The organism is Angustibacter peucedani (assembly GCF_054779595.1).
Genome location: NZ_BAAGXY010000002.1, coordinates 129,588 through 153,562, shown reverse-complemented (window position 1 = coordinate 153,562; position 23,975 = coordinate 129,588). Strand labels below are relative to the sequence as shown.

The window sequence follows — 23,975 nt, the reverse complement described above, 5'->3', positions numbered from 1 at the left end:
CCAACCCTTCAGGCACGTCTGAGGGGTTGGAAACCCTTCACAAGTGCAGCTCAGTGGCCGCGGTCGAGCCACTCCTGCAGGTGGGGGGCCTCGGCCGCGACCGTCGTGGTGTCGCCGTGGCCGGTGCGGACGACGGTCTCGCCCGGGAGGGTCAGCAGCCGGTCGCGGATCGAGGCCACGATCGTCGGGAAGTCGCTGAACGAGCGTCCCGTCGCGCCGGGCCCGCCGGCGAATAGCGTGTCGCCGGTGAAGACCGTGCCGAGCGCGGGCACGTGGAAGCAGACCGCGCCGGGGGAGTGCCCGGGCGTGTGCAGCACGTGGACGTCGACCCCGCCCACCGAGACCACCTGGCCGTCGTGCAGCGTGCCGTCCGGGGCGAGGTCCGGGTGGGTGAGCGTCCAGAGGGCGAGGTCGTCCGGGTGGAGCAGCACCGGCGCCCCGACCCGCTCGCCGAGCCCGGGGGCGGCATCCACGTGGTCGTCGTGCGCGTGCGTGCACAGGACGGCCACCACCCGACGTCCGGTGACGAGGCCGGTGATGACGTCGAGGTCGTGCGGGGCGTCGATGACCACGCACTCGTCGTCGTCGCCGAGCACCCAGACGTTGTTGTCGACGTCGAACGTCTCGCCGTCGAGGCTGAACGTGCCGCTGGTGACCGCGTGGTCGACCCGGACGTCGCCGCTCACAGCACCACCACCGAGCGCAGGACCTCGCCGCGGTGCATCTTGTCGAAGGCCGCCTCGACGTCGCCGAGCCCGATCGTCTCGCTGACGAACGCGTCGAGGTCGAAGCGTCCCTGGCGGTAGAGGTCGACCAGCACGGGGAAGTCGCGCGAGGGCAGGCAGTCGCCGTACCAGCTCGACTTCAGCGCGCCGCCGCGGCCGAAGATCTCGATCAGCGGCAGCTCGACCTTCAGGTCGGGCGTCGGCACGCCCACCAGCACGACGGTGCCGGCGAGGTCGCGGGCGTAGAACGCCTGCTCGTAGGTCTCGGGCCGCCCCACCGCCTCGACGACGACGTCCGCGCCGAACCCGCCGGTCAGCTCGCGGATCGCCTCGACCGCGTCGGTGCTGCGGCTGTTGACCGTGTGCGTCGCGCCGAACCCCTTGGCCCACTCGAGCTTGCGGTCGTCGACGTCCACGGCGATCACCGTGGTGGCACCGGCGATCCGCGACCCGGCGATCGCGGCGTTGCCCACGCCGCCGCAGCCGATCACGGCCACGCTGTCGCCGCGGCCGACACCGCCGGTGTTGACGGCCGCACCGAAGCCGGCCATGACGCCGCAGCCGAGCAGCCCGGCCGCGGTGGCCGGCGCCTCGGGGTCGACCTTGGTGCACTGCCCGGCGTGCACGAGGGTCTTCTCGGCGAACGCGCCGATGCCGAGGGCGGGCGTGAGCTCGGTGCCGTCCTCGAGCGTCATCTTCTGCGTCGCGTTGAAGGTGTTGAAGCAGTACCAGGGCTTGCCGCGCAGGCAGGCCCGGCACGAGCCGCACACCGCCCGCCAGTTCAGGACGACGAAGTCACCGGGCGCGACGTCCGTGACCCCCTCGCCGACGGCCTCGACGACGCCGGCCGCCTCGTGACCGAGCAGGAACGGGAACTCGTCGTTGATGCCGCCTTCCCGGTAGTGCAGGTCGGTGTGGCAGACGCCGCACGCCTGCACCTCCACCACCGCCTCGCCCGGGCCGGGGTCCGGCACCACGATCGGCACGATCTCGACGGGGGCGCCCTGGGCGCGGGCGATGACGGCGTTCACGGTCTGCGGCATGCTCGCGAATCTACGGGTCAGGGAGAGCGCCGTGCCACCGGTAGCCTTGTGCGGTGACACTTCGCCTGTACGACACCGCCACCCGAGAGCTGCGCGACTTCGAGCCGCTGCGCCCCGGCCAGGTGGGTCTGTACATCTGCGGCCTCACGGTGCAGGGCTCGCCGCACATCGGGCACGTGCGGTTCACGGTGGCGTTCGACGTCCTGCGGCGGTGGCTGACGACCGGCCACGGGTACGACGTCACCCTCGTGCGCAACGTCACGGACATCGACGACAAGATCCTCGCCAAGTCGGCCGACGCGGGCGTCGAGTGGTTCGCCTGGGCCTACGAGAACGAGCGCCAGACGTCGGCCGCGCTCGACGCGCTGGGCGTGCTGCCGGCGACCTACGAGCCGCGCGCCACCGGCCACATCCCCGAGATGGTCGAGCTGATGCAGACGCTCGTCGACGGCGGTCACGCCTACCCGGGTGACGAGGGCGGCGACGGCGCGGCAGCCGGCGCGGGCGACGTGTACTTCGAGGTGAAGTCCTGGCCGGACTACGGCGAGCTGACCCACCAGAAGATCGACGACATGGCCCCGGCCGAGGACGCCGACCCGCGCGGCAAGCGCGACCCGCGCGACTTCGCGCTGTGGAAGGGCCACAAGCCGGACGAGCCGGCGTCGGCCAGCTGGGACTCGCCGTACGGCCGCGGCCGACCGGGCTGGCACCTCGAGTGCTCGGCCATGGCGCGCAAGTACCTCGGTGACACCTTCGATATCCACGGCGGCGGCGTCGACCTGCGCTTCCCGCACCACGAGAACGAGCAGGCGCAGTCCCGCGCGGCCGGTCTCGGCTTCGCGCGGTACTGGCTGCACAACGGCTGGGTCACCGTCGGCGGCGAGAAGATGAGCAAGTCGCTCGGCAACTCGCTCGTCGTCACCGAGGTGCTCAAGCACGTGCGGCCGTTGGCCCTGCGCTACTACCTCGGCGCGGCGCACTACCGCTCGATGATCGAGTACCAGCCCGACTCGCTGCGCGAGGCCGAGGCCGCGGTCGAGCGCATCGAGGGCTTCGTGCTGCGAGCCCGCGAGCTCGGCGAGGTGCCTTCTGGCGCAACGGTTCCGGCGGCCTTCGCCGAGGCGATGGACGACGACCTCAACGTCTCGGGCGGCCTGGCCGTCGTGCACGACACCGTCCGGGCCGGCAACACGGCCCTGGACGACGGCGACGACGCCAGCGCGCTCGCCGCTCTGGGTGCGGTGGTGGCGATGACCGACGTCCTGGGCATCAACCCGCTGGACCCGGTGTGGCACAAGGGTTCCAGCACCGACGACCGCACCGCTGCGGCGCTCGACGCGCTCGTGCGGGCCGAGCTCGACGCCCGGCAGGCCGCGCGAGCGGCCCGCGACTTCGCCGCCGCCGACGCGATCCGCGACCGGCTCACCGCGGCGGGCATCGCCGTCGAGGACACCGCCGGGGGGTCGCGCTGGACGTTGGCGCGCCCGACCGGCTCCACGGAAGGACCTGCCTGATGGCCGGCAACTCCCAGCGCAAGGGCGCGGTGCGCAAGGGCGCCTCGCGCAAGGGACCTCTCGTCGGTTCCGGCGGTCAGCAGCGGAAGGGCTTGCAGGGCAAGGGCCCTACGCCCAAGGCCGAGGACCGCGAGAAGCATGTCGCCGCCAAGAAGCGCCGGGCGGCGGAACGCCGCGACGCCGCCCTCAGCAAGGGTGGCCGTGGCGCGCCGGCGCGCTCGGCGGGCGGGCGCGGGGGCGGTCGCCCCGGCGGTCGTCCGCCGGCGCGGGGCAGGTCCAAGACGTCGAGCGAGATGGTGGCCGGCCGCAACAGCGTCGTCGAGGCGCTGCGCGCCGAGGTGCCTGTGACGACCATGTACGTCGCGAGCCGCATCGACGTCGACGACCGCGTGCGCGAGGCGCTCAAGACCGCTGCGCTGCGGGCGATCCCGGTGCTGGAGACGCCGCGCGGCGAGCTCGACCGGCTCACCGACGGCGCGATCCACCAGGGCCTCGCGCTGCAGGTGCCGCCCTACGAGTACGCGCACCCGGACGACCTGGTCCGGGCCGCCGAGGAGGCGGGCCAGGCGCCGCTCATCGTCGCCCTCGACGCGATCACCGACCCCCGCAACCTCGGGGCCGTCGTCCGGTCGGCGGCCGCCTTCGGCGGGCACGGCGTGATCGTTCCGGAGCGGCGCGCGGCCGGCATGACCGCCGGGGCCTGGAAGACCTCCGCCGGCGCGGCGGCCCGGCTGCCGGTCGCCCGTGCCACGAACCTGACGCGGGCGCTCGAGCAGCTCAAGGCCGACGGCTGCTTCGTCATCGGGCTCGACATGGACGGCGACATGGAGCTGCCGCAGATCGCGGTGGCCCACGACCCGCTGGTCATCGTCGTGGGCTCGGAGGGCAAGGGGCTGTCACGCCTGGTGCGCGAGGCCTGCGACCTCGTGGTCTCGATCCCGATGCACGCCGCCACCGAGTCGCTGAACGCCGGGGTCGCCGCGGGGGTGGCGCTGTACGAGGTCGCGCGCCGCCGCTCGCACGGCGGCTGAGCGGGGCGTCCCTAGGCGACGCCGTCGACCGGTGGGTCCGGGCGCGGCCGCCGCGAGCGGGCGCGTCGACGCTTCTTCTTCTCGGCGTACATCGCCTGGTCGGCGCGCCACCAGGTGCGCTCGAGGCCGCCCTCGCTCTCGTACTCCGCGTGTCCGATCGAGGCCGCCACGCCGGCGGCCTCGAAGGCCTCGCGGATGCGCGCGACGACGGGCTGGGCGGCGTCCGGATCGGGGCCGCCCACCAGCACCCCGAACTCGTCGCCGCCCAGCCGCGCCACCACGTCGCTGTCGCGGCTCACGGCGGCGAGCGTCGCCGCCGCCAGCTGCAGGTACTCGTCGCCCGCGACGTGGCCCTGCACGTCGTTGATCTCCTTCAGGCCGTCGAGGTCGATGACCACGACCGACGGCGCCTCGTCGTCGGCCTGGGTCGGCTGCTCGCTCTCGAGCACCGTCGACCAGCCGCGGCGGTTGGGCAGCCCGGTCAGCTCGTCGGTGTGCGCCTGCTCGTGCAGCACCTGCGAGCGCCGGGCGGTGGTGACGTGGGCGTGCTCGGAGCGGGCGACGAGCCCGACCAGCCGGGCCAGCACGGCCACCAGGTCGCGGACGTCGTCGAGCCGCCCGGACGACGTCCGGTCCAGTCCCCACAGGACGCTGACCGCGGAACCGCCCTGGCCGACGACGGGGTGCACCAGCACCGCTCCGTCGTCGGACGTCGGGCGCACGACGTCGCCCGCGCGCACCCGACCGAGCGGGTCGCGCACCTTGAGGACGGCGTACCGGTCGGACGCCACCGACGCGAAGGCCCAGACGACGTCCGGGCGTTCCCGTTGCAGGTGGTCGAGGGCGGCGTCCAGCCCCTCGCTCGTCCCGGCACGTGTCACCGAGCCGACTACCCCCACCCGGACCCCCTCGCCCGTCGCCAGCGCACGCCGCTGGTCAGCCAACCCCGGTACCCCGAAGCGTGACACATCAGTCACGGAGCGCAACCCCAGGCGCGCGGTTCGCGTCAGGCCGGCGGCGTCGGCGAGTAGGCCGTCTGCGGCACCTTCGTGAACGTGCGGGAGCCGATGAGCAGCTGCACCCCCAGGTAGCCCAGGCCGGCCACCGCGCCCACGACGACCACGAGCGCGACCGTCCCGCCGGCGGCGTCGGTCACGAGGGCACCGAGCGTGCCCGCCACCATCGCGTTGAAGACGGTCATGAACAGGCTCGTGCTCGCCGTGACGTGGCTCAGGGTGCTGCGCGGCCAGCCCATGAAGTACGTCTGCAGCAGGCCGGCCATGTCGTCGTGCGTCGAGGTCAGGAAGTACGGCTCGACGGCGGGGTCGAGGTCGACGTACGCCGCGCGCAGCCGGTTCATGGCCAGCACGACCGACGCGTCGTCGACGCTCGCGTTGATGACGCGCATCTGGGTCATGGTGCCGAGCACCAGGACGGCGGCCGCCAGCCCGATCGACATGACGCGGAACGCGGTGCCGAACCCCGAGGCCTGGGCCAGCAGCGCCAGCACGACGAGCGAGGCCGACGAGACGGTCAGGTGGATGCCGATGCGGCTCATGACCTCCGACCACGTCATGCCGCGCGTGGCGAGCAGGCTCCAGTGCTCGGTGGCCAGGATCTGCGCCCGCAGCCCGAGGTTCGGCTGCCCGGCGCCGGCGGCGGTCCCTCCGGGTGCTGGCGGGCTCGGGTGCTGCGCGGGCGGCGGCGACGGCGCGGGCTCGGGCGACGACATCGACATGGCACGCACCCCTCGTGACGACGGCGGTCCGCCCAGCAGTGTGCCCCCGGGTGCCGGGTCGCGGGGCCGCTTCGGCGTGGTCCAGTTGACGCTTGATCAAGCACCTGCTTGAATAGCGCCCATGCCCACCGCCCTGGCCGACCCCGATCTCGACGCGGTCTTCACCGCGCTGAGCGACCCGACGCGGCGCGACATCGTGGCCCGGCTGGGCGCGGGGGAGGCCACGGTCGGCGAGCTGGCCGAGCCCTACGCCATGAGCCTGCAGGCGGTGTCGCAGCACCTCGCGGTGCTCGAGCGGTGCGGCCTGATCAGCCGCGGTCGCCTCCGCCAGACCCGGCCGTGCCGCCTGGAGCCCGCGGCCCTCGAGGCCGCGCTGTCGTGGATCGAGGAGAGCCGGCGCACCTGGGCCGACCGCATGGACCGCCTCGACGCGCACCTGGCCCGGCTGCAGGACGACGACCGGTGAGCACCCCTGCGAGCGACGCCGAGCTGGTGCACGAGCGGGTGTTCCGCGCCCCGCGCGAGCTGGTCTGGCGCTGCCTGACCGACCCGGCCGAGCTGGCGCAGTTCTGGGGGCCGCGCGGCATGTCGACGCCGCTCGACGGGCTCGTGGTCGAGCTGCGACCCGGCGGCCGGTTCGAGACCCTGATGGTCGGCGGCGGTGGCAGCCACCGCATGGTCGCGACGTTCACGGACGTCGTCCCGCCCTCGCTGGTCGCCTGGGTCGAGACCGGCACCGGGATGCACACGACCAGCACGCTCGACGACCTCGGCGACGGCACGACCGCCGTGCGCATCCACCAGCGGCACGTGCCGGACTGGATGCTGCGCCCCGAGGCCCAGGCCGGCTTCCTCACCTCCCTCGACAAGCTCGAGGAGCACCTCGCCCGACTCGTCGAAGGAGAACGCTCGTGACCGATCTGCAGCAGTGGGTCGCCCCGACCTGCACCGGCCTGGCCGACCTGCTCGACGCCGGCCCGGACGACGTCTGGGACGCGCCGTCCCTGTGCGCGGGGTGGCAGGTGCGCCACCTCGTCGCGCACGTCACCATGCCGGCCCGGCTCACGCCGGAGCAGTACGGCGCCGAGATGGCTTCTGCCGCTGGCGATTTCACCGCCATGTCGAATGCCGTGGCGCTGCGCGACGGCGCCCTCCCGACGTCCGAGCTGCTCGACCAGCTGCGGTCCGAGCGGCTGCACGGCTGGCAGCCGCCCGGCGGCGGAGCCGGTGGGGCGCTGAGCCACGCGGTCATCCACTCGCTCGACGTCACCGTCGCGCTCGGCCGACCGCCCGTCGCACCGGCCGAGGCCGTCGAGGTCGTGCTCGACCTGCTCGCGGCGTCCGAGGGCACGTGGTTCGGCGTCGACGTCAGCGGCGTGCGGTTCGAGGCCACCGACTTCGGCTGGACGTCGGGTGACGGAGCTGACGTCGTGCGCGCGGACGGCGGGTCGCTCGTCTCCCTGCTCAGCGGCCGCACCCTCCCCGACGGGCGGGCCCTGCCACGGCGCTGACCCTCAGCCGAGATCCGCTGCGCCGCACCAGGTCGTGAGCGCCTCCGCCAGGTCGGCGGCCGTGCCCTGGCCGACCCAGGCGACGTGGCCGTCGGGTCGGGCGAGGACGGCGGTGGGCGCGGCGACAGGCCCGACGACCGGCAGCTCCCACGGACCCTCGGTGCGGGCGCGCACGTGACGCACGCGGTCGGTCCACGGTCGCGCGACGTCGTCGAGGACGCCCGGCTCGCCGAGGTCCAGAAGCACCGCGCGGGCCGGGTGCAGCAGCGTGAAGACGGTGGTGGGCCCGTCGTCCGTCGTCAGGTCGAGGTCCGGCACCCGTCGTCCGAGCAGGGCGTGCTCGTCGCCCCAGTCGTAGCGGATGTCGAGCCCGGACAGCAGGCCGGCGAGCCGGCGGCGCGGCTCGTCGGACTCCAGCAGGTCGCTGATCGTGTCTCGCACCGCCATGGTGCGGGCGTCGCCGCGCTGCAGCTGCGCCTGGGCCAGCACGTTCGTCAGCACCCGCGCCGTGGCGGGGTGGCGCTCGGACTCGTAGGTGTCGAGCAGGCTGTCGGGCGAGACGCGCTGCACGACCTGGGCGAGCTTCCAGCCGAGGTTGACGGCGTCCTGCACCCCGAGGCCGATGCCCTGCCCGCCGGTGGGCGGGTGCACGTGCGCGGCGTCCCCCGCGACGAGCACGCGCCCTCGCCGGTAGGTCGCCGCCTGCCGGGTCGCGTCGGTGAAGCGTGATATCCAGCGGGGGTCGTGGGCGCCGAAGTCGTTGCCGTACACCGCGACCAGCGCCTGCTTCAGCTCGTCGAGGGTCGGCTCGGACGACGGGCCCAGCTCGCGCTCGGTGACGACGAGGCCGACGGCACCGTCGGGCAGCACGTTGGTGGCGTGGATGCCGACGTCGTCCATGCGGATGCCCGGCGGCGGCTGCTCGGTCATCTCGACCTCGGCGACGAGGTGGCTGCGGCTCGCGTCCGGGCCGACGAACTCGATGCCCGCCGCCGAGCGCACGAGGCTGCGACCGCCGTCCGCGCCGACGAGGTAGGTGGCGCGCAGGGTGCCGCCGTCGGCCAGCCGGACGTCGACGCCGTCGTCGTCCTGGGTGATGCCCGTGACCTCGACCCCTCGGCGCACCGGGACGCCGAGCTCCTCGACCCACCCGAGCAGGATCTCCTCGACGCCGGACTGCCCGAGCCCCAACGTGTACGGGTGGCGCGTCGGGAAGTCGCCGAGCTCGAGCCGCGTGGTGCTGAAGGACAGCACGCTGACCGTCTGACCGGCCTCGAGGAACCGGTCGGCGATGCCGCGCTGGTCGAGCACCTCGATGGTGCGCGCGTGGAACCCGCGCGCCCGGGTGCCGAGCAGCTCGGACGTCGGCCGCCGCTCGAGCAGCACCACGTCGACCCCCGCCAGCGCCAGCTCGCCGGCCAGCACCAGCCCGGTCGGACCAGCACCCACCACCGCCACGTCGACCGTCTCTGCCATGCCACGCCCCCTCGTCCGTCGTCGTCCGGCCGAGCAGTCTGCGGCACGACGGGGGCCTTGCCGCAAGCCCCCGTCGGCGCGCTACGGTGGAGATGCAGGGAGCGGTGGGTCCGGCGTCAGCCGGACTGCTCGACGTGGGCCTTGAGGCCGTCGAGCATGCTCTGCCAGTTCTGGCTGAACTGCTCGGCCTGCTCCTCGCTCTCGCAGCCGTCCTGCGTCAGCTCGAGGTGCGTGCCGCCGTCCGCGTCGCCGAGCGTGTAGACCAGCGTGTGGTAGTTCTTCGGCTCGTCCGGCTCGCCCATCATCGGGCTGTAGTGCGTCACCGAGAGCACCTGCGGCTCGTCGTAGGTGAGCACCTCTCCCTTGTCCTGGTAGGCGTGGCCGTCGTGCTCGCCGTCCCAGGTGATCGGTGACCCGACCTCCCAGGTCGTGCTGACCTTCGAGCCCTGCATGTACGCCGCGATCTGCTCGGGCTCGGTGAGGGCGGCCCACACCTGCTCACGGGTGGCGTCGACGTCGACCTCGGCGGTGGCTGAGAAACCGGTCATGCGTGTCATCTCCTCATTTGTATGAGGCCCTCATACAATCATGAGGTGGCGGACCCCGCAATCGATCGGCTCGACAACCTGCTCGCCTCGCTGTCGCTCAACCTCGCGGCCGACGGGCAGGAGGCCCTCGAGCGGGCGAGCGGGGTGGTCGGCAGCGCGGCGGTGGCGCTGCTGGCGCTCGACGAGTTCGCGAACGGCGTCCACGTCGGGCGGCTGGCCTCCGTGCTGGGCCTGACGCACTCGGGGGCGGTGCGCGTCGTGTCCCAGCTCGAGGCCGAGGGCCTGGCCGGACGACGACCGGGAGCCGACCGGCGGCGCGTCGAGGTGCGCCTCACCGCCAAGGGACGACGTCGGGCCCGCACCGCGCGGCGCGCGCGCGACGAGGTCGTCGTCGACGTCGCGGCCGGGCTGTCCGCCGGCCAGCGGCGGGCGCTCGAGCCGCTGCTCGACCGGCTGGTGGGGGCGCGGGTCGAGCAGCGCCTCGCCCGACGGGCGCAGGGCGACGCCCCGGCCTGGTGGTGCCGGGCGTGCGACTTCGCCGCGTGCGGCCGCCCCGACGGGCGCTGCCCAGCGCAGGCCACGGCGGCCCGCGAGACCGAGAAGGCCGGGGAGGTCGGGCCATGAGCGAGAGCTTCGGCGAGCAGTACGTGCGCGGTCGCAGCCACCGTCGCACGGAGCGAGCGCATCGCCGGCGTCGAGGCCGAGCGGTTCGTGCTCTGGGACCACAGCCCGTTCCCGGTCGCGGTCGAGATGCTGGCCCAGCGCCCGCCGTTCGAGGTCGGCGTCTGGAACGTCTGGAAGGACGTGCACGGTGCGACGGGGGCGTGGACCGCGAACGGCGGGATGCGAGTGGTCGAGCACGACGCCCGGCACCTGCGGCTCGCGTGCAACGCCGGGCCGAACCCGGTGACCTTCACCGACCTCCTGGTCGAGGTGTCCTGGCCCGACGGCGTCGCGGTGGAGCTGGTCGACGTCTAGCGGTCTGTCACAACCCGGTGCCGGGCGGCGTCTTCATGTCGAGACCACCACAGGAGGACGACATGACAGGCACGACGCGCATCCCCGCCGCCGAGATCACCGGCGTCAAGGGGTGGCTGGTGAAGCGGTTCGCGAAGAAGACGCTGGGGCAGGTGCCGACCTCGATCGGCGTGTACTGGCACCACCAGAAGGTGCTGATGGACATGGGATCGCTCGGCGGCAAGCTGAAGAAGTGGCACGCGTGCGACGAGCAGCTGAAGTCGTTCGCGCACATGGCCGTCGCGTCCCGCGTCGGCTGCACCTGGTGCCTGGACTTCAACTACTTCGAGGCGCACAACAAGGACCTCGACCTCGACAAGGCCGTGCAGGTGCCGCGCTGGCGCGAGTCCGACGTGTTCACGCCGCTCGAGCGCGAGGTGCTCGCCTACGCCGAGGCGATGACCGAGACCGAGCCCACGGTGACCGACGAGATGGTCGCCTCGCTGCGGTCCCAGCTCGGTGACGCCGGCGTGGTCGAGCTGACGGCGGTGATCGCGTTCGCCAACTTCACGACCCGGCCCAACGTGGCGCTCGGCATCGAGTCCGACGGCTTCGCGGCGGCCTGCGGGCTGCGACCGTTGGCCTCGCGGGTCGCCGTAGGGTCGTGACGTGGCTGCTGCGCCGGGTCGAGGTCCGGACGACGACGTGTTCGTCGTCCACCGCCGCCTGCTGTTCACGGTCGCGTACGAGATGCTGGGCGCGGCGTCCGACGCCGAGGACGTCGTCCAGGACACCTGGATCCGTTGGGACGCCATCGGTGCCGACGCCCGGGCGGAGGTGCGCGACCCCCGCGCGTTCCTGGTGCGCATGGTGACGCGCAAGGCGCTCGACCGGCTGCGGGCCGACGCGCGGCGTCGCGAGGACTACGTCGGGGAGTGGCTGCCCGAGCCGCTGCTCACGGCGCCCGACGTGGCGGACGACGTCGAGCTGGCCGAGAGCGTGTCGTTCGCGATGCTGACGGTGCTCGAGACGCTGACGCCGACCGAGCGCGCCGTCTTCGTGCTGCGCGAGGTGTTCGACACCCCGTACGACGAGATCGCCGAGGCCGTCGACAAGTCGGCCGCGGCGGTGCGGCAGATCGGGCACCGGGCCCGCGAGCACGTCGCGGCCCGACGCCCGCGGATGGACGTCAGCCGCGGTGAGCAGCAGCAGGTGGTCGAACGGTTCCTGGCCGCGGTCACCAGGGGCGACCTGCAAGGCCTGATCGACGTGCTGGCACCGGACGTCGTCCTCGTGGCCGACGGTGGCGGGGTGGCGCAGGCGGTGACCGCACCGGTGGTCGGGGCCAAGAAGGTCGCCAACCTGATGCGCGCCTTCCCCAAGTTCGGGGCCGGTGCGCAGGTGCTCCCGGTGCAGCTCAACGGCGCGCTCGGGGCGCGGGTCGTGGGCGTCGCCGACGGCTTCGACACCGCCATCACGTTCGTCGTCGAGGACGGCCGGATCAGCCGGGTCTTCGCCGTCCGCAACCCCGACAAGCTGGGCCGGCTGGACGACGAGGCGGCCCTGACGCGGTAACGGCCGCTAGGCCGTCGTGAGGTCGCGAGGTCGCGCCGCACGTAGCGCAGGTGCGCCCACTCCTCGTCCAGGACGACGCGGAGGCAGTCGCCCACCGTCGGGTGCCAGCTGCCGCCCCAGGGGTCGGCCCGCGGCTCGTCGAGCACCTCGGACGTGACGGTCGCCAGGAAGTCCGCCACCAGCTGCTGCCGCTCGGCCCGCACGGCGAGCACCTCGTCGTACGACGGCGGCTCGGCCCGGAACATCGACACGTCGAAGCCCATCTCGGCGGCGCCGGTGAAGATCTGACCGATCTCGTGGAACGGCTGCTCGACGCCCAGCACGGCACCGCGCAGCCAGGCGTCGGTGGCCAGGACGAGGTGCCGCAGCGTCTGCGCCAGGGACCACTCGTCGTCGGCCCGGACGTCGACCAGCTGACGCGGCGTCCCGTCGACCGTCGTGGCCCAGGCGGCGCAGACCGCGGCCCACGCCTCGCGCAGGCCCTCCGGCGTCCGGGCCTGGCGCAGCGCCCGACCCGGCAGCTGCCGGTCGAGCTCGGCCTCGACGAGCGGCACGACGTCGACGCCGTTGACGAGGAGCGTGCTCATCCCCAGGTCGTGGCTGTCGATGTCGAGCCCGCCGACGTCGACGCTGCGCATGCGCACGCCGCTGACGTCGGAGAAGCGCAGGGTCGCGCCCTTGAAGCTGGCGCGCACGAACGTCGCGCCCTCGAACTCGTCGGTGCCGGAGTAGGTCGTCATGCCGCGATCATGGCGCGGACCGCCGACAGCCGCCGAGGAGCGGGCCGAGGGCGGGCGCGGGCCTGTCGGGGGTCCGTGGTGGGATCGGCGCATGCACCAGGTGGTCCTCGGCGCGCTGGTCCGTGACGGTCGCGTCCTGCTCGCGCACCGCCGTCCGGACAAGCACGCCTACCCCGACGTGTGGGACCTGCCGGGCGGTGTCGTCGAGCCGGGCGAGACCGAGCTCGACGCGCTGGTGCGCGAGCTGCACGAGGAGCTCGGGGTCACGGTCGACGCGTCGACCGTGAGCCACCTGTGCGCGTTCGTCGTGCAGCCGGGCGACGAGCCGGTGCGGCTGAGCGCCTGGCTCGTGCGCGACTGGCAGGGGACGCCGGCGAACGTCGCTCCCGAGGAGCACGACGACCTGCGGTGGTTCGGCCTCGACGACCTGCCGCCCCCCGTGCACGTCCCGGTGCGCACGGCCCTGCTGGCGGCCACCGGCTTCGCCCCACCGGACGACGACCGCGACGTCAGGCGTCGTCGCGGGGGATGACGACGGGCATCGCCTGGGTGTCGACGCCGAGCACCGCGGCCTCGTCCGGCTTGCTCGGCAGCACGTTGTCGACGTAGTCGTCGACCACCTCGCGCAGCGGGACGTCGCGCCCGCGCTGCTCGGCGAGGTACCACCGGTGCTCGAGCACCTCGTGGAAGACCTCGGCCGGTTCGAGCTTGGCGCGCAACGGTCTCGGCACCGCGCGCACCACCGGCTCGAAGACGTTCGACAGCCAGTCGTGGGCCACGATCTCCTCGCTGTCGCCCTGCCGGTCGGTCGCCGCCTGGTAGGAGTCGAGGTCGTTCAGCAGACGACGGGCCTGGTTCTCGCCGACGTCCAGGCCGGTCAGGCGCAGCAGCCGGCGCGAGTGGTGTCCGGCGTCCACGACCTTGGGCTGGATCTGCACGGTCGCGCCCTCGAGGTCGGTGGCGATCGACAGCTCGCCGACGTCGAAGCCGAGGTCGTTGAGCTTGCGGATGCGCGCGTCGACGCGCCAGCGCTCGCCCTGCTCGAACGACTCCGCGCCGGTGAGCTCGCCCCACAGCGACCGGTAGCGGTGGATGATCGTCTCGCTCACGTCGAGGGGGTCGGCGTCCTCCTCGAGCAGGCCGCCCGACTGCAGGTCCATCAGCTCGCCGGCGATGTTGACCCGGGCGATCTCGAGGTCGTGCTCGCGCTGGCCGTCGCTCAGCGACTGGTGCAGCTCGCCGGTCTCGGCGTCGACCAGGTAGGCGGCGAAGGCACCGGCGTCGCGGCGGAAGAGCGTGTTCGACAGCGACACGTCGCCCCAGAAGAAGCCGGTGAGGTGCAGGCGCACCAGCAGGACGGCGAGCGCGTCGACGAGCCGCCGGGCGGTGTCGGGCCGCAGCGACTGGCTGAACAGCGCGCGGTACGGCAGCGAGAACTGCAGGTGCCGCGTCACGAGCGCCGGGTCGAGCGGCGTGCCGTCGCGCGCCACCCGCCCGGTGACCACGCCCACCGGCTCGACCGACGGGACGTCGAGGCGCCGCAGCAGCCGCAGCAGCCCGTACTCGCGCCGGGCCAGGTCCTCGCGGATCTCCTTGATCGCGATGACGCGACCGGACAGCCGCGCGAACCGGACGACGTGGCGCGAGATGCCGCGGGGCAGCGCGGCGAGCGTCTCGTCCGGCCAGGTCTCGAGCGGCAGCGACCACGGCAGGTCGAGCAGCGCCGGGTCCGGTTGCGCTGCGGTGATCTGCAGCGCAACCGGACGGGCGTCGGGCAAGGCGACCTCAGTCGCCGATGCGCTCGCCGGAGGTGGCGTTGAACATGTGCACGTGGCCCTCCTTGGGCGCCAGGTACACGGTCTGGCCCTTCTCCGGCGGGGTGCGGCCGTCGACGCGCGCGATGAACGGCTTGGCCTCGGCCAGCTCGTCCCCGCCCTCGACGTGCTGCTGCGCCTCGGCCTGGCCGTAGATGTACGCGTCCGCGCCGAGCTCCTCGACGACGTCCACGGTGACGGCGAGGCCGTTGCCCTCGGTCGTCAGCGTGAGGTCCTCGGGACGCACGCCCATCGTCACCGACTTGCCGGCCGCGTCGAGGTGCTCGCGCGCCACGGGGTAGGTGCCGGAGCCGAACTTGACGCCGCCGTCGGTGACCGCGGTGTCGATGAGGTTCATCGCGGGCGAGCCGATGAAGCCGGCCACGAAGACGTTGTTCGGGTGGTCGTACATGCGGCGCGGGGTGTCGACCTGCTGCAGCAGACCGTCCTTGAGCACCGCGACGCGGTCACCCATGGTCATGGCCTCGACCTGGTCGTGGGTGACGTACACCGTCGTGATGCCGAGCCGGCGCTGCAGCGAGGCGATCTGGGTGCGGGTCTGCACGCGCAGCTTGGCGTCGAGGTTCGACAGCGGCTCGTCCATGAGGAACACCTGCGGCTGGCGCACGATCGCACGGCCCATGGCGACGCGCTGGCGCTGGCCGCCCGACAGCGCCTTCGGCTTGCGCTCGAGGTACTGCGTGAGGTCGAGGATCTTGGCTGCTTCCTCGACGCGAGAACGGATCTCGGACTTCGGCGTGCCCGCGATCTTGAGCGCGAAGCCCATGTTGTCGGCCACCGACATGTGCGGGTACAGCGCGTAGTTCTGGAACACCATCGCGATGTCGCGGTCTTTCGGCGCCTCGTGGGTGACGTCGCGCTCACCGATGAGGATGCGGCCGTCGTTGACGTCCTCGAGACCCGCGAGCATGCGCAGGGAGGTGGTCTTGCCACAGCCGGACGGCCCGACCAGGACGAGGAACTCGCCGTCCTCGATGTCGATGCTCAGCTTGTCGACCGCGGGCTTGTCGGCCCCGGGGTAGAGGCGGGTGGCCTGGTCATAGGTGACGGTAGCCATGCGTTCTCACTTCCTTCCACCGGCAGGTACGTGCCGGACGATCCGTCGTGGAGAGGTGGGCCGTGCTCTTCAGTTGTGCACGTCCGCGTACGGGTGGTGCGCGCCTCATCCTGCCCGCCCGACGACGTCCCGGCTAGTCCTTGCGGCGGAGTTTCCACGCCGGGCCGCACCGCGCCCGTATGCTCTTGCTGCAAGATCTTGCGACGACGAGGGGGAGGCGATGGCCGCGCGGCTGGCCGACATCGCGGTGCAGGCCCGCGTGAGCGAGGCGACCGTCAGCCGGGTGCTGAACGGCAAGCCCGGCGTCGCCGACTCGACCCGCCAGGCGGTGCTGACCGCCCTCGACGTCCTCGGCTACGAGCGGCCCACCCGGCTGCGCCGCAAGAGCGCGGGGCTCGTGGGGCTGATCGTGCCCGAGCTCACCAACCCCATCTTCCCGGCCTTCGCGCAGGTGATCGAGACCGCGTTGGCCCGCCACGGGTTCACGCCCGTGCTCTGCACCCAGACCCCTGGGGGCGTGCACGAGGACGACTACACGCAGATGCTCCTGGAGCGCAGCGTCAGCGGCATCATCTTCGTCAGCGGGCTGCACGCCGACTCGCTCGCCGACCACGAGCGCTACCGCCAGCTCAGCGCGCGCGGTCTGCCCATCGTGCTGGTCAACGGCTACGCGGACGACGTCGAGGCGCCCTACGTCTCGTGCGACGACATCGCGTCGAGCGAGCTGGCCGTCGCGCACCTGCTGGCGCTGGGGCACACCAGGATCGGGCTGGCCGTCGGCCCCGAGCGGTTCGTGCCCGCGATCCGTAAGATCGCCGGCTTCCGGCAGGCGATGGCGTCGGTGCGCGCCGGCGTCGACGTCGAGGACCTGATCGAGCGCTCGCTGTTCTCCGTCGAGGGCGGGCAGGCCGCGGCGCAGCGGCTGCTCGAGCGCGGCTGCACCGCCATCGTCAGCGGCTCGGACCTGATGGCGCTCGGGGCGATCCGGGCCGCCCGCGCGATGGGCCTGTCGGTGCCGGACGACGTCAGCGTGGTCGGGTACGACGACTCACCGCTCGTGGCGTTCACCGATCCGCCGCTGACCACGCTGCGGCAGTCGGTGCAGTCGATGGGCGAGGCCGCCGTCCGGGCGCTCATCGACGAGATCTCGGGGCAGCCGGCGCCGCGTGCCGAGTACGTGTTCCGGCCCGAGCTGGTCGTGCGCGGCTCGACCGGCGCGGCGCCCGCCCGCCGCTAGCGGCCGCTCCTCGACCCGCCTGCCGTCGGTACTTGTCGAGGGTTCCGTGTGCTGGTCGAGGGTTGCAGGCCACGTGAAGCAGGTCTAGCCATGCATGACGTGATCAACTGCGCAGCAGCGCGGGGAGGGTCTGCAGGAGGGTGCGGACGGCCTCGGGGTCGGGCAGGCGGTGGGCGGCGGCGGTGTCGCCGTCGCCGACCTTCACGCCGACGTCGCCGGGCTGCAGCGTCGTGAAGACCGTCTCGTCGGTGACGTCGTCGCCGACGTAGAGCACGCCGGCGCGGTCGCCGAGCGCGTCGCGCAGCCGGCCGATCGCCCGGCCCTTGCTCGTCTCGGTGACCGCGGCCTCGACGACCTCCTTGCCGCGCGTGACGTGCACGCCCTCGACCTCGGCCAGCAGGGCGAGCGCCTCGGCCGTCACCCGCGCCGACACCGCGGCCGGCAGCGACCGCGTGTGCAGGACGGCGGCGCTGGGCTTGCTCTCGACGTGCGCCCCCGGGTGCTCGGCGGCCAGCACCTCGAGGCGGGCCTGGACGTCGGCCAGCCGCTGCCGTGCGGCCTCGTCGACCGGCGTGGGGTCGGGCGCCACCTCGGCGCCGTGGCTGCCGACCAGCCGGACGTCGCCGTCCGGGGTGAGGCCGGTGAGGGCCGAGAGGTCCGCGAGCGCGCGGCCGCTGACGAGCGCCACGGTCACGGACGGCAGGGCGGCGAGCGCCTGCACGGCCTCGATCGTGCCGGGCAGGGCGCGCGCGTGACCGGGTCGCTCCACGATCGGGGCGAGCACGCCGTCGAAGTCCAGCCCGACGAGCAGCGGCCGCCCGGCCAGGCCCTGCACGGCAGCCCGCAGCCCGTCGTCCGCGGTCACGGGCGCTCGGGGGCCGTGACCAGCGCGCGGCGGAAGTCGTCGGCCCAGCGCTGCACGTCGTGCTCGCGCACGCGCTTGCGCATCGCGCGCATGCGGCGGGCCTTCTCGCGCGGGTCGGCGTCGAGCGCCTCGCGGATCACCTGCTTCAGGCCCGAGATGTCGTGGGGGTTGCAGATGTAGGCGCGGTCGAGCTCGCCGTACGCGCCGGTGAACTCCGAGAGCACCAGGGCGCCGCCGTCGTCGTGCCGGCATGTGACGTACTCCTTGGCCACGAGGTTCATGCCGTCGCGCAGCGGCGTCACGAGCATGACGTCGGCGGCCAGGAACAGCGCCGCCATCTCGTCGCGGCCGTACGACTGGTGCAGGTAGTGGATGGCGGGTTGGCCCAGCTGCCCGTAGTCGCCGTTGGCGCGGCCGACCGTCACCTCGACCTGCTCGCGCAGCCGGATGTACGCCGACACCCGCTCGCGGCTGGGCGTCGCGACCTGCACCAGCACGGTGCCGGGCGGCGCGAGCACGCCGTCGTGCAGCAGCTCCTCGTAGGCCTTGAGGCGGTGGCGGATGCCCTTGGTGTAGTCGAGGCGGTCGACGCCGAGCAGCACGTGCTCGGGGTCGCCGAGGTCCTTGCGGATCTGCCGCGCGCGCTCGGCCACCTCGGGACGGCGGGCGAGCTCCTCGAGCGAGGCCGCGTCGATCGAGATGGGGAACGCGGTGGCCCGCACCGTGCGCTCGGCGCCCTCGGCGTCCTTGACCGTGACGGTGTCGCCGCGGGTCGGCAGCGCGAGCAGCCGGCGGCAGACGCGGACGAAGTTCTCGGCGTCCGCCTTGCGCTGGAAGCCCAGCAGGTCGGCACCGAGCAGGCCCTCGACGACGGCTCGCCGCCACGGCAGCTGGGCGAACAGCTCGACCGGCGGGAACGGGATGTGGTCGAACCAGCCGATCCGGACGTCGGGCCGCAGCTCGCGCAGCATGGCCGGCACCAGCTGCAGCTGGTAGTCGTGCACCCACACCGTCGCGCCGGGTGCGGCCAGCGCGGCGGCCGTCTCGGCGAAGCGCCGGTTGACCGTGCGGTAGCCCTCGAACCAGCGGCGGCGGTAGCGCGGCGGCACGATGACGTCGTGGTAGAGCGGCCACAGCGTCTCGTTGCTGAAGCCCTCGTAGTGGTCCTCGACCTCCTGCGCCGACAGCCCGACGGCGTGCAGGTGCATGCCGCCCTCGTCGAACGGCTCGGGCGCGTCTCCGGGGTCGCCGCTCCAGCCGACCCACGCGCCGTCCTCGCCGGCCATGACGGACTGCATGGCGGTGACCAGGCCGCCCGGGCTCTGCTTCCACGTGACGGTGCCGTCGTCGTCCGTCACGCGGTCGACGGGCAGCCGGTTGGCGACCACGACGAGCTCGTACGTGCCCTGCTCGGCGCCGGAGACCTGCAGGTCGCCCGCCCCGTGCGTCGTCGAGGTGGACGGCGTGGACGGCGCGGCCGTGGGGGTCACGAGTGGTCGGCTCCTCGGGTCTGGCGGGTTCGCGTTCCACCCTACGGGGGGTTGGCGAACCTGTCGCCGCGAGTCCGGACGCACTACGGTGAGACGACGGTCTGTCCCCCGGAGCAGGAGGCGAACGTCATGCGGATCTCGGACGTCATCAGGCGCAAGGGCGGCGAGGTCGTCACGGTCAAGCCGGACGACACGGTGCGCTCGCTGATCGCCCAGCTGGCCGAGCACGGCATCGGCGCCCTCGTGGTCTCCGTCGACGGCACGTCCGTCGACGGCATCGTCAGCGAGCGCGACGTCGTCCGTCGGCTGCACACCGCGGGCGCCGACGTCCTCGACCTGCCCGTCTCCGACGTGATGACCGCCGAGGTCACGACCTGCGGCCCGGACGACGGCGTCGAGCACCTCATGCGGCTGATGACCGACATGCGGGTGCGCCACATCCCGGTCGTCGTCGACGGCGGGCTGCACGGGATCGTGAGCATCGGGGACGTCGTCAAGCACCGGATCGACGAGCTCCAGGTCGAGCGCGACCAGCTCGTCGGATACATCAACCAGTAGGCCCGCTCGCGTACCGTGGTGCGCATGGCCATGGGGGAGCGCACGGCTGACGACGTGACCCAGCTGGGTCCGTACCGCCTGCGCGGGCGGCTCGGCGAGGGCGGCATGGGCGTCGTCCACCTGGGGCTCGACCCGGCCGGCCGCGCGGTCGCCGTCAAGGTGCTGCGCGCGCACGTCGCGCACGACCCCGAGGCGCGCGCCCGCCTGGCCCGCGAGGTCTCGACCCTGCGCCGCGTGCGCCACCCGCTGGTGGCCGAGGTGCTCGACGCGGACGTCGACGGCGCCCAGCCGTACGTCGTTACGCGGTTCGTCCCCGGCTCGGGGCTCGACGCCGTGGTGCGCGAGGGCGGGCCGCTCGCCCCGGCGCAGCTGCTGCGGCTCGGGCGCGGGCTGTCGAGCGCGCTGCGGGCGATCCACCAGGTGTCGGTCGTGCACCGCGACCTCAAGCCCGCCAACGTCCTGGTGCTGGACGGCGACCCCGTCGTCATCGACTTCGGCATCGCGCACGTCGCGGACGACGTCCGGCTCACCTCGACCGGGCTGGTCATGGGCACGCCCGGGTACCTGTCGCCCGAGGTCATCGACGGCGGGCGGGTCACCGAGGCCACCGACTGGTGGGGCTGGGCCGCCACCTTGTCGTTCGCGGCGAGCGGTCGCCCGCCCTTCGGCCGCGGTCCGATGGACGTCGTCATCGACCGGGTGCGGCGCGGGCAGGCCGACCTCGAGGGCGTCGACGCGCGCCTGCAGCCCCTGCTGTCGGCGGCGCTCGCGGTCGACCCGCGGCACCGGCCCGGCGAGGGCGACGTGCTCGACGCGCTCGACCGGTACGCGCGCGGCGAGCACGTCACCGTCACCGTGCCGGTGGGCACGCCCCGCACCACGGCGCTGCCCCCGCCCGGGGAGCCCTACTCGCCGTACTCCCCGTCGACCGCGTACGCGCCGCCACCGGCCCGGCCGCAGCCGCCGGCGCCCGTCCCGGCCCCGGTGGTGGGCTCGGTCGTCGGCTCGCCGTACGTGCCGATGGACGAGCTGCTGCCGATGCCGGCGTCGGCGGTGAACCCGCAGGTCGCGCAGGCCGCGGCCGAGGCGGCGGCGCCCGGGCGGCGCTCGGGCGTCGTGGCCGCGCTGCTCGTCGCGCTGGTGTGCGGCGCGCTCGCCTACCCCGTCGTGACGGCGGTGGTCTTCGTCGTGCTGTGCGTGCTGGCGCGCACCGTCGAGCGCAACCGGCTCTCGCTGGCCCGGCGGCGCTACGAGCGCGGCCCGCGGCGCAGCGACGCGTTCGTGGCGACCCTCAGCTCGCCCTGGCACCTGGTGCGCTCGGTGCTGGTCACGGTGCTCGCGTGCGTGCTGCCGCTGCTGCTCGGCGTGGCGACGGCCTTCTCGACCGGCCTGGCGCTGCCGGCCTCGGACGGCTCGGCCGACCCGGGGTCGCTGCCGGCCATCGGGGCGGGCGCGACCATCGCGCTGCTCGCCGCGTGGTGGGGACCGGCCGGTGGCTCCCTGCGCCGCGGGGCGCGCACGACGCTGCGGGTGGTCGTGCCGTCGTCCCAGCAGGTCGGGTGGGCGCTCGGGATCATGCTGGTGGCGGGTGCGCTCGCGGTGTGGGCCGTGCAGCACGGCGGGTCCGACCCCTGGCCCGCCGTCCAGCTCCCCTTCGGCCTCTGACCTTTCCGCCACTCGGGCTGCTTTGCGCCGCCGGGTGGCGGCCCTGGCGGCGGAAACCGGCCTGGGTGGCGGAAAGGTCAGGGGAGGGTGAGGTCGGTGGGGGGCAGCCCGAGGTAGGCCAGGACGGCGCGGGCGTCGCGCCGCAGGGCGGTCAGCGTCGCGTCGTCGAGCGGCTCCAGCGGCTTCAGCGCCACCACACCGCCGGACAGGCCCCACGTCGCGACCACCCGGCCGTCGACCAGCGCGCTCGGCCGGAACACCCCGTTGCTCGTCACGACGCCCTGGTGCGCGCCCACCACCGGCTCGCGCGACGGCCAGCCGTGCAGCAGGGGGTCGAACGGCCCGAGCAGCCGCGGACCGGGCACCGCCGGCACCCGTCTGGACGACGACGCCAGCCGCCGCAGCCCGCCCGCCTCGCGCGAGGGCCCGTCGACCGCAGCCGTCTCGTCCTCGACCGCCGCGAACCCGCGCCGGGCGTCGCCCAGCGTCAGCCCGGCCCAGTACGCCAGGTCGCGCGCGTCGGCCGGCGCGTGCCCGGCCAGGTAGCGCCGGGCCAGCCGGGCCAGCTCCTCGTCGCGGTCCAGCGGTCGCGGCGCCGGGCCGAGCCACTGCCCGGCCCGCACGAAGGCCTGCTCGCCCGCGACCACCGGGCCGCGCACGACGTCGTCCGCGAGCGAGGCCGCCATCAGCACGTGCACGAACGCCTGCCCGGCCGTCGGCACGCCCGCGTCGTCCAGCCGGGCGCGCAGCGCGTCGCGGGTCTGCGGCCCCTCGCCCACGGCGTCGACCACCACCTGGACGCCGGTCTCGGCCTGCCGCTCGTCCACGCCGGTCTGCCGCAGCCGGGTGCGGTTGGTGGTGGCGAGCTGCGGCGTGGTCAGCGGGTGCAGCCACCAGTAGTCCGCCGCCGCCACCAGGTGCAGCGTGCCGCGGTGCAGCCAGGTGACGAGCAGGCTGCGCTCGTCGGTCAGCTCGGTGTCGACGTCCGCCGCGGTCAGCCCGGTCGAGCGGCTGCGGACGGCGAGCCGGAGCCCGCGCGGGTCCTGGGCCTGCACCGCGAGCAGCCGATCGACCACCGCCGTCGCGGACGTCGAGCGGCGGCCGGCCAGGCCCTGGGACGCCAGCCGCTCGGCGACCAGGGTGGTGGTCGCCGAGCGGCGGGTCATGCGGTGGTCCCTCGGGCGGGAGCGGTCAGCGGCGCTGCTGGGCCGCGACCTCGTCGTCCTCGGTGACGTCGATCTCGTCGTCCTGGTCGGTGACCTCGGCGTCGTCGCCCTCGGTCTCCCCGGTCTCCTCGGACTCCTGCGCCTCGACGTCCTCGACGTCGGCGGCCTCGCCCTCGACCGCCTCGACCTCGGCCGCCTCGTCCACGTCGGCCGCCTCGTCGTGCTCGCCGACGACGGCGCTGCCCTCGTCGACGGCGGTCTCGGCGCCGCCCTCGGCAGCAGCGGGGGCCTCGGCCTCGGCGCCGAGCTGGGCGAACGCGGCGGGCGAGGTGCCCGACAGCGTGGCCAGCATCTGGCGGACGTTGGTGAGCTGGGCGTTGATGCTGTCGCGGCGCTGGGTGGCGGCGGTCAGCTCGCGCTCGGACTCGGCCCGGATGCGGGCGGCGCGGGCCTCGGCCTGGGACACGATCTCGGCGGCCTGGCGACGGGCGGCCTCGACGTCGGTGCGGGACTGCTCGGCGGCCTCGGCCTGGTTCCGCTCGGACTCCTGGCGGATGCCCTCGGTGCGCTCCTGCAGCGCCTCGAGCTCCTGCTCGGCCAGGGCGCTGCGCTCCATGAACTCCTTCTCGGAGCGCTGACGGCGCTGGGCCAGGGTGGTCTCGAAGTCGGCGGCGGCCTTGGCGGCGTTCGCGCGCTGGTTCTCGTAGACCGCCTCGGCCTCCTCGCGGCGGGCCGTGGCCTCGCGGTCGGCGTCGTCGAGCATCTCGTCGGCCTTGCGCTTGGCGTCCTCCAGGATGCGCTGCGCCTCGGCGTCCGCGGCCCCCCGCCGCTCCTCCGCGTAGCGGTCGGCCTCCTGGCGCTGCGCCTCGGTGGAGGCGTGCACGGCCTTCTTGTGCTCCTCGGCGTCGGCGTGCGCCTTGTCGCGCAACTCGGCGGCCTCGTCGCCGGCCAGGCCCAGGATCTGGCTGATCCGCGCGCCGAGCCGCTCGAACGTCGGCTCGGTCTCGGCCGGCGGCTCGGCGGCCCGCGCCGCCGCCTCGGCCTCGAGCTCGGCGATGCGCGCCTGGTGCTGCGCCACCTGCTGGTGGGCGTCGCCGGACTGCTGCGCCTGCTCGCGGGCACGGGCCAGCTGCTCGCGCAGGTCGCGGAAGGTGGCGTCGACCTCGGCGGGCTCGTAGCCGCGCAGGACGGTGCGGAACTGGGGGGTGTCGCTCATGTCCGTCTCATTACCTTGGGGTTGGAGG

26 protein-coding genes and 1 pseudogene are annotated in these 23,975 nt (G+C 73.9%); 14 read left to right on the top strand and 13 right to left on the bottom strand.

Annotation, left to right across the window (positions count from 1 at the left end):
* Positions 1-50: 50 nt before the first annotated feature.
* Both ACYVJ4_RS01040 and ACYVJ4_RS01035 read right to left on the bottom strand, forming a co-directional pair.
* Positions 51-686 (bottom strand): MBL fold metallo-hydrolase, encoded by a 636-nt coding sequence (locus ACYVJ4_RS01040; RefSeq protein ID WP_460458241.1) that lies wholly within the window; start codon positions 684-686, stop codon positions 51-53.
* Positions 683-1,768: an S-(hydroxymethyl)mycothiol dehydrogenase gene (locus ACYVJ4_RS01035; RefSeq protein ID WP_460458240.1), complete on the bottom strand. Its 1,086-nt coding sequence runs from the start codon at positions 1,766-1,768 to the stop codon at positions 683-685. Before ACYVJ4_RS01035 ends, ACYVJ4_RS01040 begins: the two co-directional genes overlap by 4 nt.
* Positions 1,769-1,821: 53 nt before the next feature.
* On the opposite strand from ACYVJ4_RS01035, the gene cysS reads away from it, so the two are divergent.
* Positions 1,822-3,282 (top strand): cysteine--tRNA ligase, encoded by a 1,461-nt coding sequence (cysS, locus tag ACYVJ4_RS01030; protein WP_460458239.1) that lies wholly within the window; start codon positions 1,822-1,824, stop codon positions 3,280-3,282.
* A complete protein-coding gene (gene rlmB / locus ACYVJ4_RS01025; RefSeq protein ID WP_460458238.1) occupies positions 3,282-4,313 on the top strand; it encodes a 23S rRNA (guanosine(2251)-2'-O)-methyltransferase RlmB in 1,032 nt (343 codons plus the stop codon). The genes cysS and rlmB overlap by 1 nt, the downstream gene beginning before the upstream one ends.
* Before the next feature lie 11 nt (positions 4,314-4,324).
* Here rlmB and ACYVJ4_RS01020 read toward each other — a convergent pair whose 3' ends face one another.
* Together ACYVJ4_RS01020 and ACYVJ4_RS01015 are read right to left on the bottom strand one after the other, a co-directional pair.
* Complete coding sequence (locus ACYVJ4_RS01020) at positions 4,325-5,194, bottom strand: GGDEF domain-containing protein (protein WP_460458237.1); 870 nt, start codon at positions 5,192-5,194, stop codon at positions 4,325-4,327.
* A gap of 125 nt (positions 5,195-5,319) precedes the next feature.
* Positions 5,320-6,051 carry a hypothetical protein gene (locus tag ACYVJ4_RS01015; protein ID WP_460458236.1) on the bottom strand — a complete coding sequence of 244 codons (732 nt, stop codon included), beginning with the start codon at positions 6,049-6,051 and terminating at the stop codon, positions 5,320-5,322.
* 121 nt (positions 6,052-6,172) lie between these two features.
* Here ACYVJ4_RS01015 and ACYVJ4_RS01010 point away from each other — a divergent pair, with 121 nt between their 5' ends.
* Genes ACYVJ4_RS01010 through ACYVJ4_RS01000 form a run of 3 tightly spaced genes read left to right on the top strand, consistent with a single transcriptional unit; the run spans position 6,173 to position 7,562 of the window.
* The gene (locus tag ACYVJ4_RS01010; RefSeq protein WP_460458235.1) at positions 6,173-6,517 is read left to right on the top strand and encodes an ArsR/SmtB family transcription factor; all 345 of its coding nucleotides are present in this window, start codon (positions 6,173-6,175) and stop codon (positions 6,515-6,517) included.
* Complete coding sequence (locus ACYVJ4_RS01005; RefSeq protein WP_460458234.1) at positions 6,514-6,966, top strand: SRPBCC family protein; 453 nt, start codon at positions 6,514-6,516, stop codon at positions 6,964-6,966. Before ACYVJ4_RS01010 ends, ACYVJ4_RS01005 begins: the two co-directional genes overlap by 4 nt.
* On the top strand, positions 6,963-7,562 hold the full coding sequence (locus ACYVJ4_RS01000; RefSeq protein ID WP_460458233.1) for a maleylpyruvate isomerase family mycothiol-dependent enzyme: 600 nt from the start codon (positions 6,963-6,965) through the stop codon (positions 7,560-7,562). Before ACYVJ4_RS01005 ends, ACYVJ4_RS01000 begins: the two co-directional genes overlap by 4 nt.
* 3 nt (positions 7,563-7,565) lie before the next feature.
* On the opposite strand, the gene ACYVJ4_RS00995 is transcribed toward ACYVJ4_RS01000, so the two are convergent.
* Both ACYVJ4_RS00995 and ACYVJ4_RS00990 read right to left on the bottom strand, forming a co-directional pair.
* Positions 7,566-9,038: an FAD-dependent monooxygenase gene (locus tag ACYVJ4_RS00995; RefSeq protein ID WP_460458232.1), complete on the bottom strand. Its 1,473-nt coding sequence runs from the start codon at positions 9,036-9,038 to the stop codon at positions 7,566-7,568.
* 116 nt (positions 9,039-9,154) lie between these two features.
* Positions 9,155-9,586, bottom strand: coding sequence for an SRPBCC family protein (locus ACYVJ4_RS00990; protein ID WP_460458231.1), 432 nt, complete (start codon positions 9,584-9,586; stop codon positions 9,155-9,157).
* A gap of 45 nt (positions 9,587-9,631) precedes the next feature.
* Between ACYVJ4_RS00990 and ACYVJ4_RS00985 the strand changes: the two genes are divergently transcribed.
* The 4 genes from ACYVJ4_RS00985 (at position 9,632) to sigJ (ending at position 12,118) form a co-directional block, all read left to right on the top strand.
* Positions 9,632-10,210, top strand: coding sequence for a MarR family winged helix-turn-helix transcriptional regulator (locus ACYVJ4_RS00985; RefSeq protein WP_460458230.1), 579 nt, complete (start codon positions 9,632-9,634; stop codon positions 10,208-10,210).
* Positions 10,211-10,297: 87 nt separating this feature from the next.
* Positions 10,298-10,564, top strand: a complete 267-nt coding sequence (locus ACYVJ4_RS00980; protein WP_460458229.1) for a hypothetical protein — start codon at positions 10,298-10,300, stop codon at positions 10,562-10,564.
* Positions 10,565-10,626: 62 nt separating this feature from the next.
* A complete protein-coding gene (locus tag ACYVJ4_RS00975) occupies positions 10,627-11,211 on the top strand; it encodes a carboxymuconolactone decarboxylase family protein (RefSeq protein ID WP_460458228.1) in 585 nt (194 codons plus the stop codon).
* 82 nt (positions 11,212-11,293) lie between these two features.
* Positions 11,294-12,118 carry an RNA polymerase sigma factor SigJ gene (gene sigJ / locus ACYVJ4_RS00970; RefSeq protein ID WP_460458256.1) on the top strand — a complete coding sequence of 275 codons (825 nt, stop codon included), beginning with the start codon at positions 11,294-11,296 and terminating at the stop codon, positions 12,116-12,118.
* 101 nt (positions 12,119-12,219) lie between these two features.
* Here sigJ and ACYVJ4_RS00965 read toward each other — a convergent pair.
* A pseudogene (locus ACYVJ4_RS00965) lies at positions 12,220-12,705 on the bottom strand (DinB family protein); the annotation flags it as partial.
* Here ACYVJ4_RS00965 and ACYVJ4_RS00960 point away from each other — a divergent pair.
* Complete coding sequence (locus ACYVJ4_RS00960; RefSeq protein WP_460458227.1) at positions 12,698-12,850, top strand: hypothetical protein; 153 nt, start codon at positions 12,698-12,700, stop codon at positions 12,848-12,850. The pseudogene ACYVJ4_RS00965 and the gene ACYVJ4_RS00960 overlap by 8 nt on opposite strands.
* A 99-nt stretch (positions 12,851-12,949) precedes the next feature.
* On the top strand, positions 12,950-13,390 hold the full coding sequence (locus ACYVJ4_RS00955) for an NUDIX domain-containing protein (RefSeq protein ID WP_460458226.1): 441 nt from the start codon (positions 12,950-12,952) through the stop codon (positions 13,388-13,390).
* Here the strand turns inward: ACYVJ4_RS00955 and ACYVJ4_RS00950 are convergent.
* Both ACYVJ4_RS00950 and ACYVJ4_RS00945 read right to left on the bottom strand, forming a co-directional pair.
* Positions 13,368-14,636 carry a DUF4032 domain-containing protein gene (locus ACYVJ4_RS00950; RefSeq protein ID WP_460458225.1) on the bottom strand — a complete coding sequence of 423 codons (1,269 nt, stop codon included), beginning with the start codon at positions 14,634-14,636 and terminating at the stop codon, positions 13,368-13,370. The two genes, ACYVJ4_RS00955 and ACYVJ4_RS00950, sit on opposite strands and share 23 nt — an antisense overlap.
* Before the next feature lie 7 nt (positions 14,637-14,643).
* Positions 14,644-15,750, bottom strand: a complete 1,107-nt coding sequence (locus ACYVJ4_RS00945) for an ABC transporter ATP-binding protein (RefSeq protein ID WP_460458224.1) — start codon at positions 15,748-15,750, stop codon at positions 14,644-14,646.
* Positions 15,751-15,970: 220 nt separating this feature from the next.
* On the opposite strand from ACYVJ4_RS00945, the gene ACYVJ4_RS00940 reads away from it, so the two are divergent.
* A complete protein-coding gene (locus ACYVJ4_RS00940; protein WP_460458223.1) occupies positions 15,971-16,987 on the top strand; it encodes a LacI family DNA-binding transcriptional regulator in 1,017 nt (338 codons plus the stop codon).
* 103 nt (positions 16,988-17,090) lie between these two features.
* On the opposite strand, the gene otsB is transcribed toward ACYVJ4_RS00940, so the two are convergent.
* Together otsB and ACYVJ4_RS00930 are read right to left on the bottom strand one after the other, a co-directional pair.
* Positions 17,091-17,852: a trehalose-phosphatase gene (otsB, locus tag ACYVJ4_RS00935; protein ID WP_460458222.1), complete on the bottom strand. Its 762-nt coding sequence runs from the start codon at positions 17,850-17,852 to the stop codon at positions 17,091-17,093.
* The gene (locus ACYVJ4_RS00930; RefSeq protein WP_460458255.1) at positions 17,849-19,282 is read right to left on the bottom strand and encodes an alpha,alpha-trehalose-phosphate synthase (UDP-forming); all 1,434 of its coding nucleotides are present in this window, start codon (positions 19,280-19,282) and stop codon (positions 17,849-17,851) included. The genes otsB and ACYVJ4_RS00930 overlap by 4 nt, the downstream gene beginning before the upstream one ends.
* Before the next feature lie 189 nt (positions 19,283-19,471).
* Between ACYVJ4_RS00930 and ACYVJ4_RS00925 the strand changes: the two genes are divergently transcribed.
* Both ACYVJ4_RS00925 and ACYVJ4_RS00920 read left to right on the top strand, forming a co-directional pair.
* Positions 19,472-19,900, top strand: coding sequence for a CBS domain-containing protein (locus ACYVJ4_RS00925; RefSeq protein ID WP_460458221.1), 429 nt, complete (start codon positions 19,472-19,474; stop codon positions 19,898-19,900).
* Between the two features lie 24 nt (positions 19,901-19,924).
* Positions 19,925-21,565 (top strand): serine/threonine-protein kinase, encoded by a 1,641-nt coding sequence (locus ACYVJ4_RS00920; protein ID WP_460458220.1) that lies wholly within the window; start codon positions 19,925-19,927, stop codon positions 21,563-21,565.
* 77 nt (positions 21,566-21,642) lie between these two features.
* Here the strand turns inward: ACYVJ4_RS00920 and ACYVJ4_RS00915 are convergent, their stop codons facing one another.
* Together ACYVJ4_RS00915 and ACYVJ4_RS00910 are read right to left on the bottom strand one after the other, a co-directional pair.
* A complete protein-coding gene (locus ACYVJ4_RS00915; RefSeq protein WP_460458219.1) occupies positions 21,643-22,731 on the bottom strand; it encodes a winged helix DNA-binding domain-containing protein in 1,089 nt (362 codons plus the stop codon).
* A gap of 25 nt (positions 22,732-22,756) precedes the next feature.
* Positions 22,757-23,947 (bottom strand): DivIVA domain-containing protein, encoded by a 1,191-nt coding sequence (locus ACYVJ4_RS00910; protein WP_460458218.1) that lies wholly within the window; start codon positions 23,945-23,947, stop codon positions 22,757-22,759.
* Between the last annotated feature and the right edge of the window lie 28 nt (positions 23,948-23,975).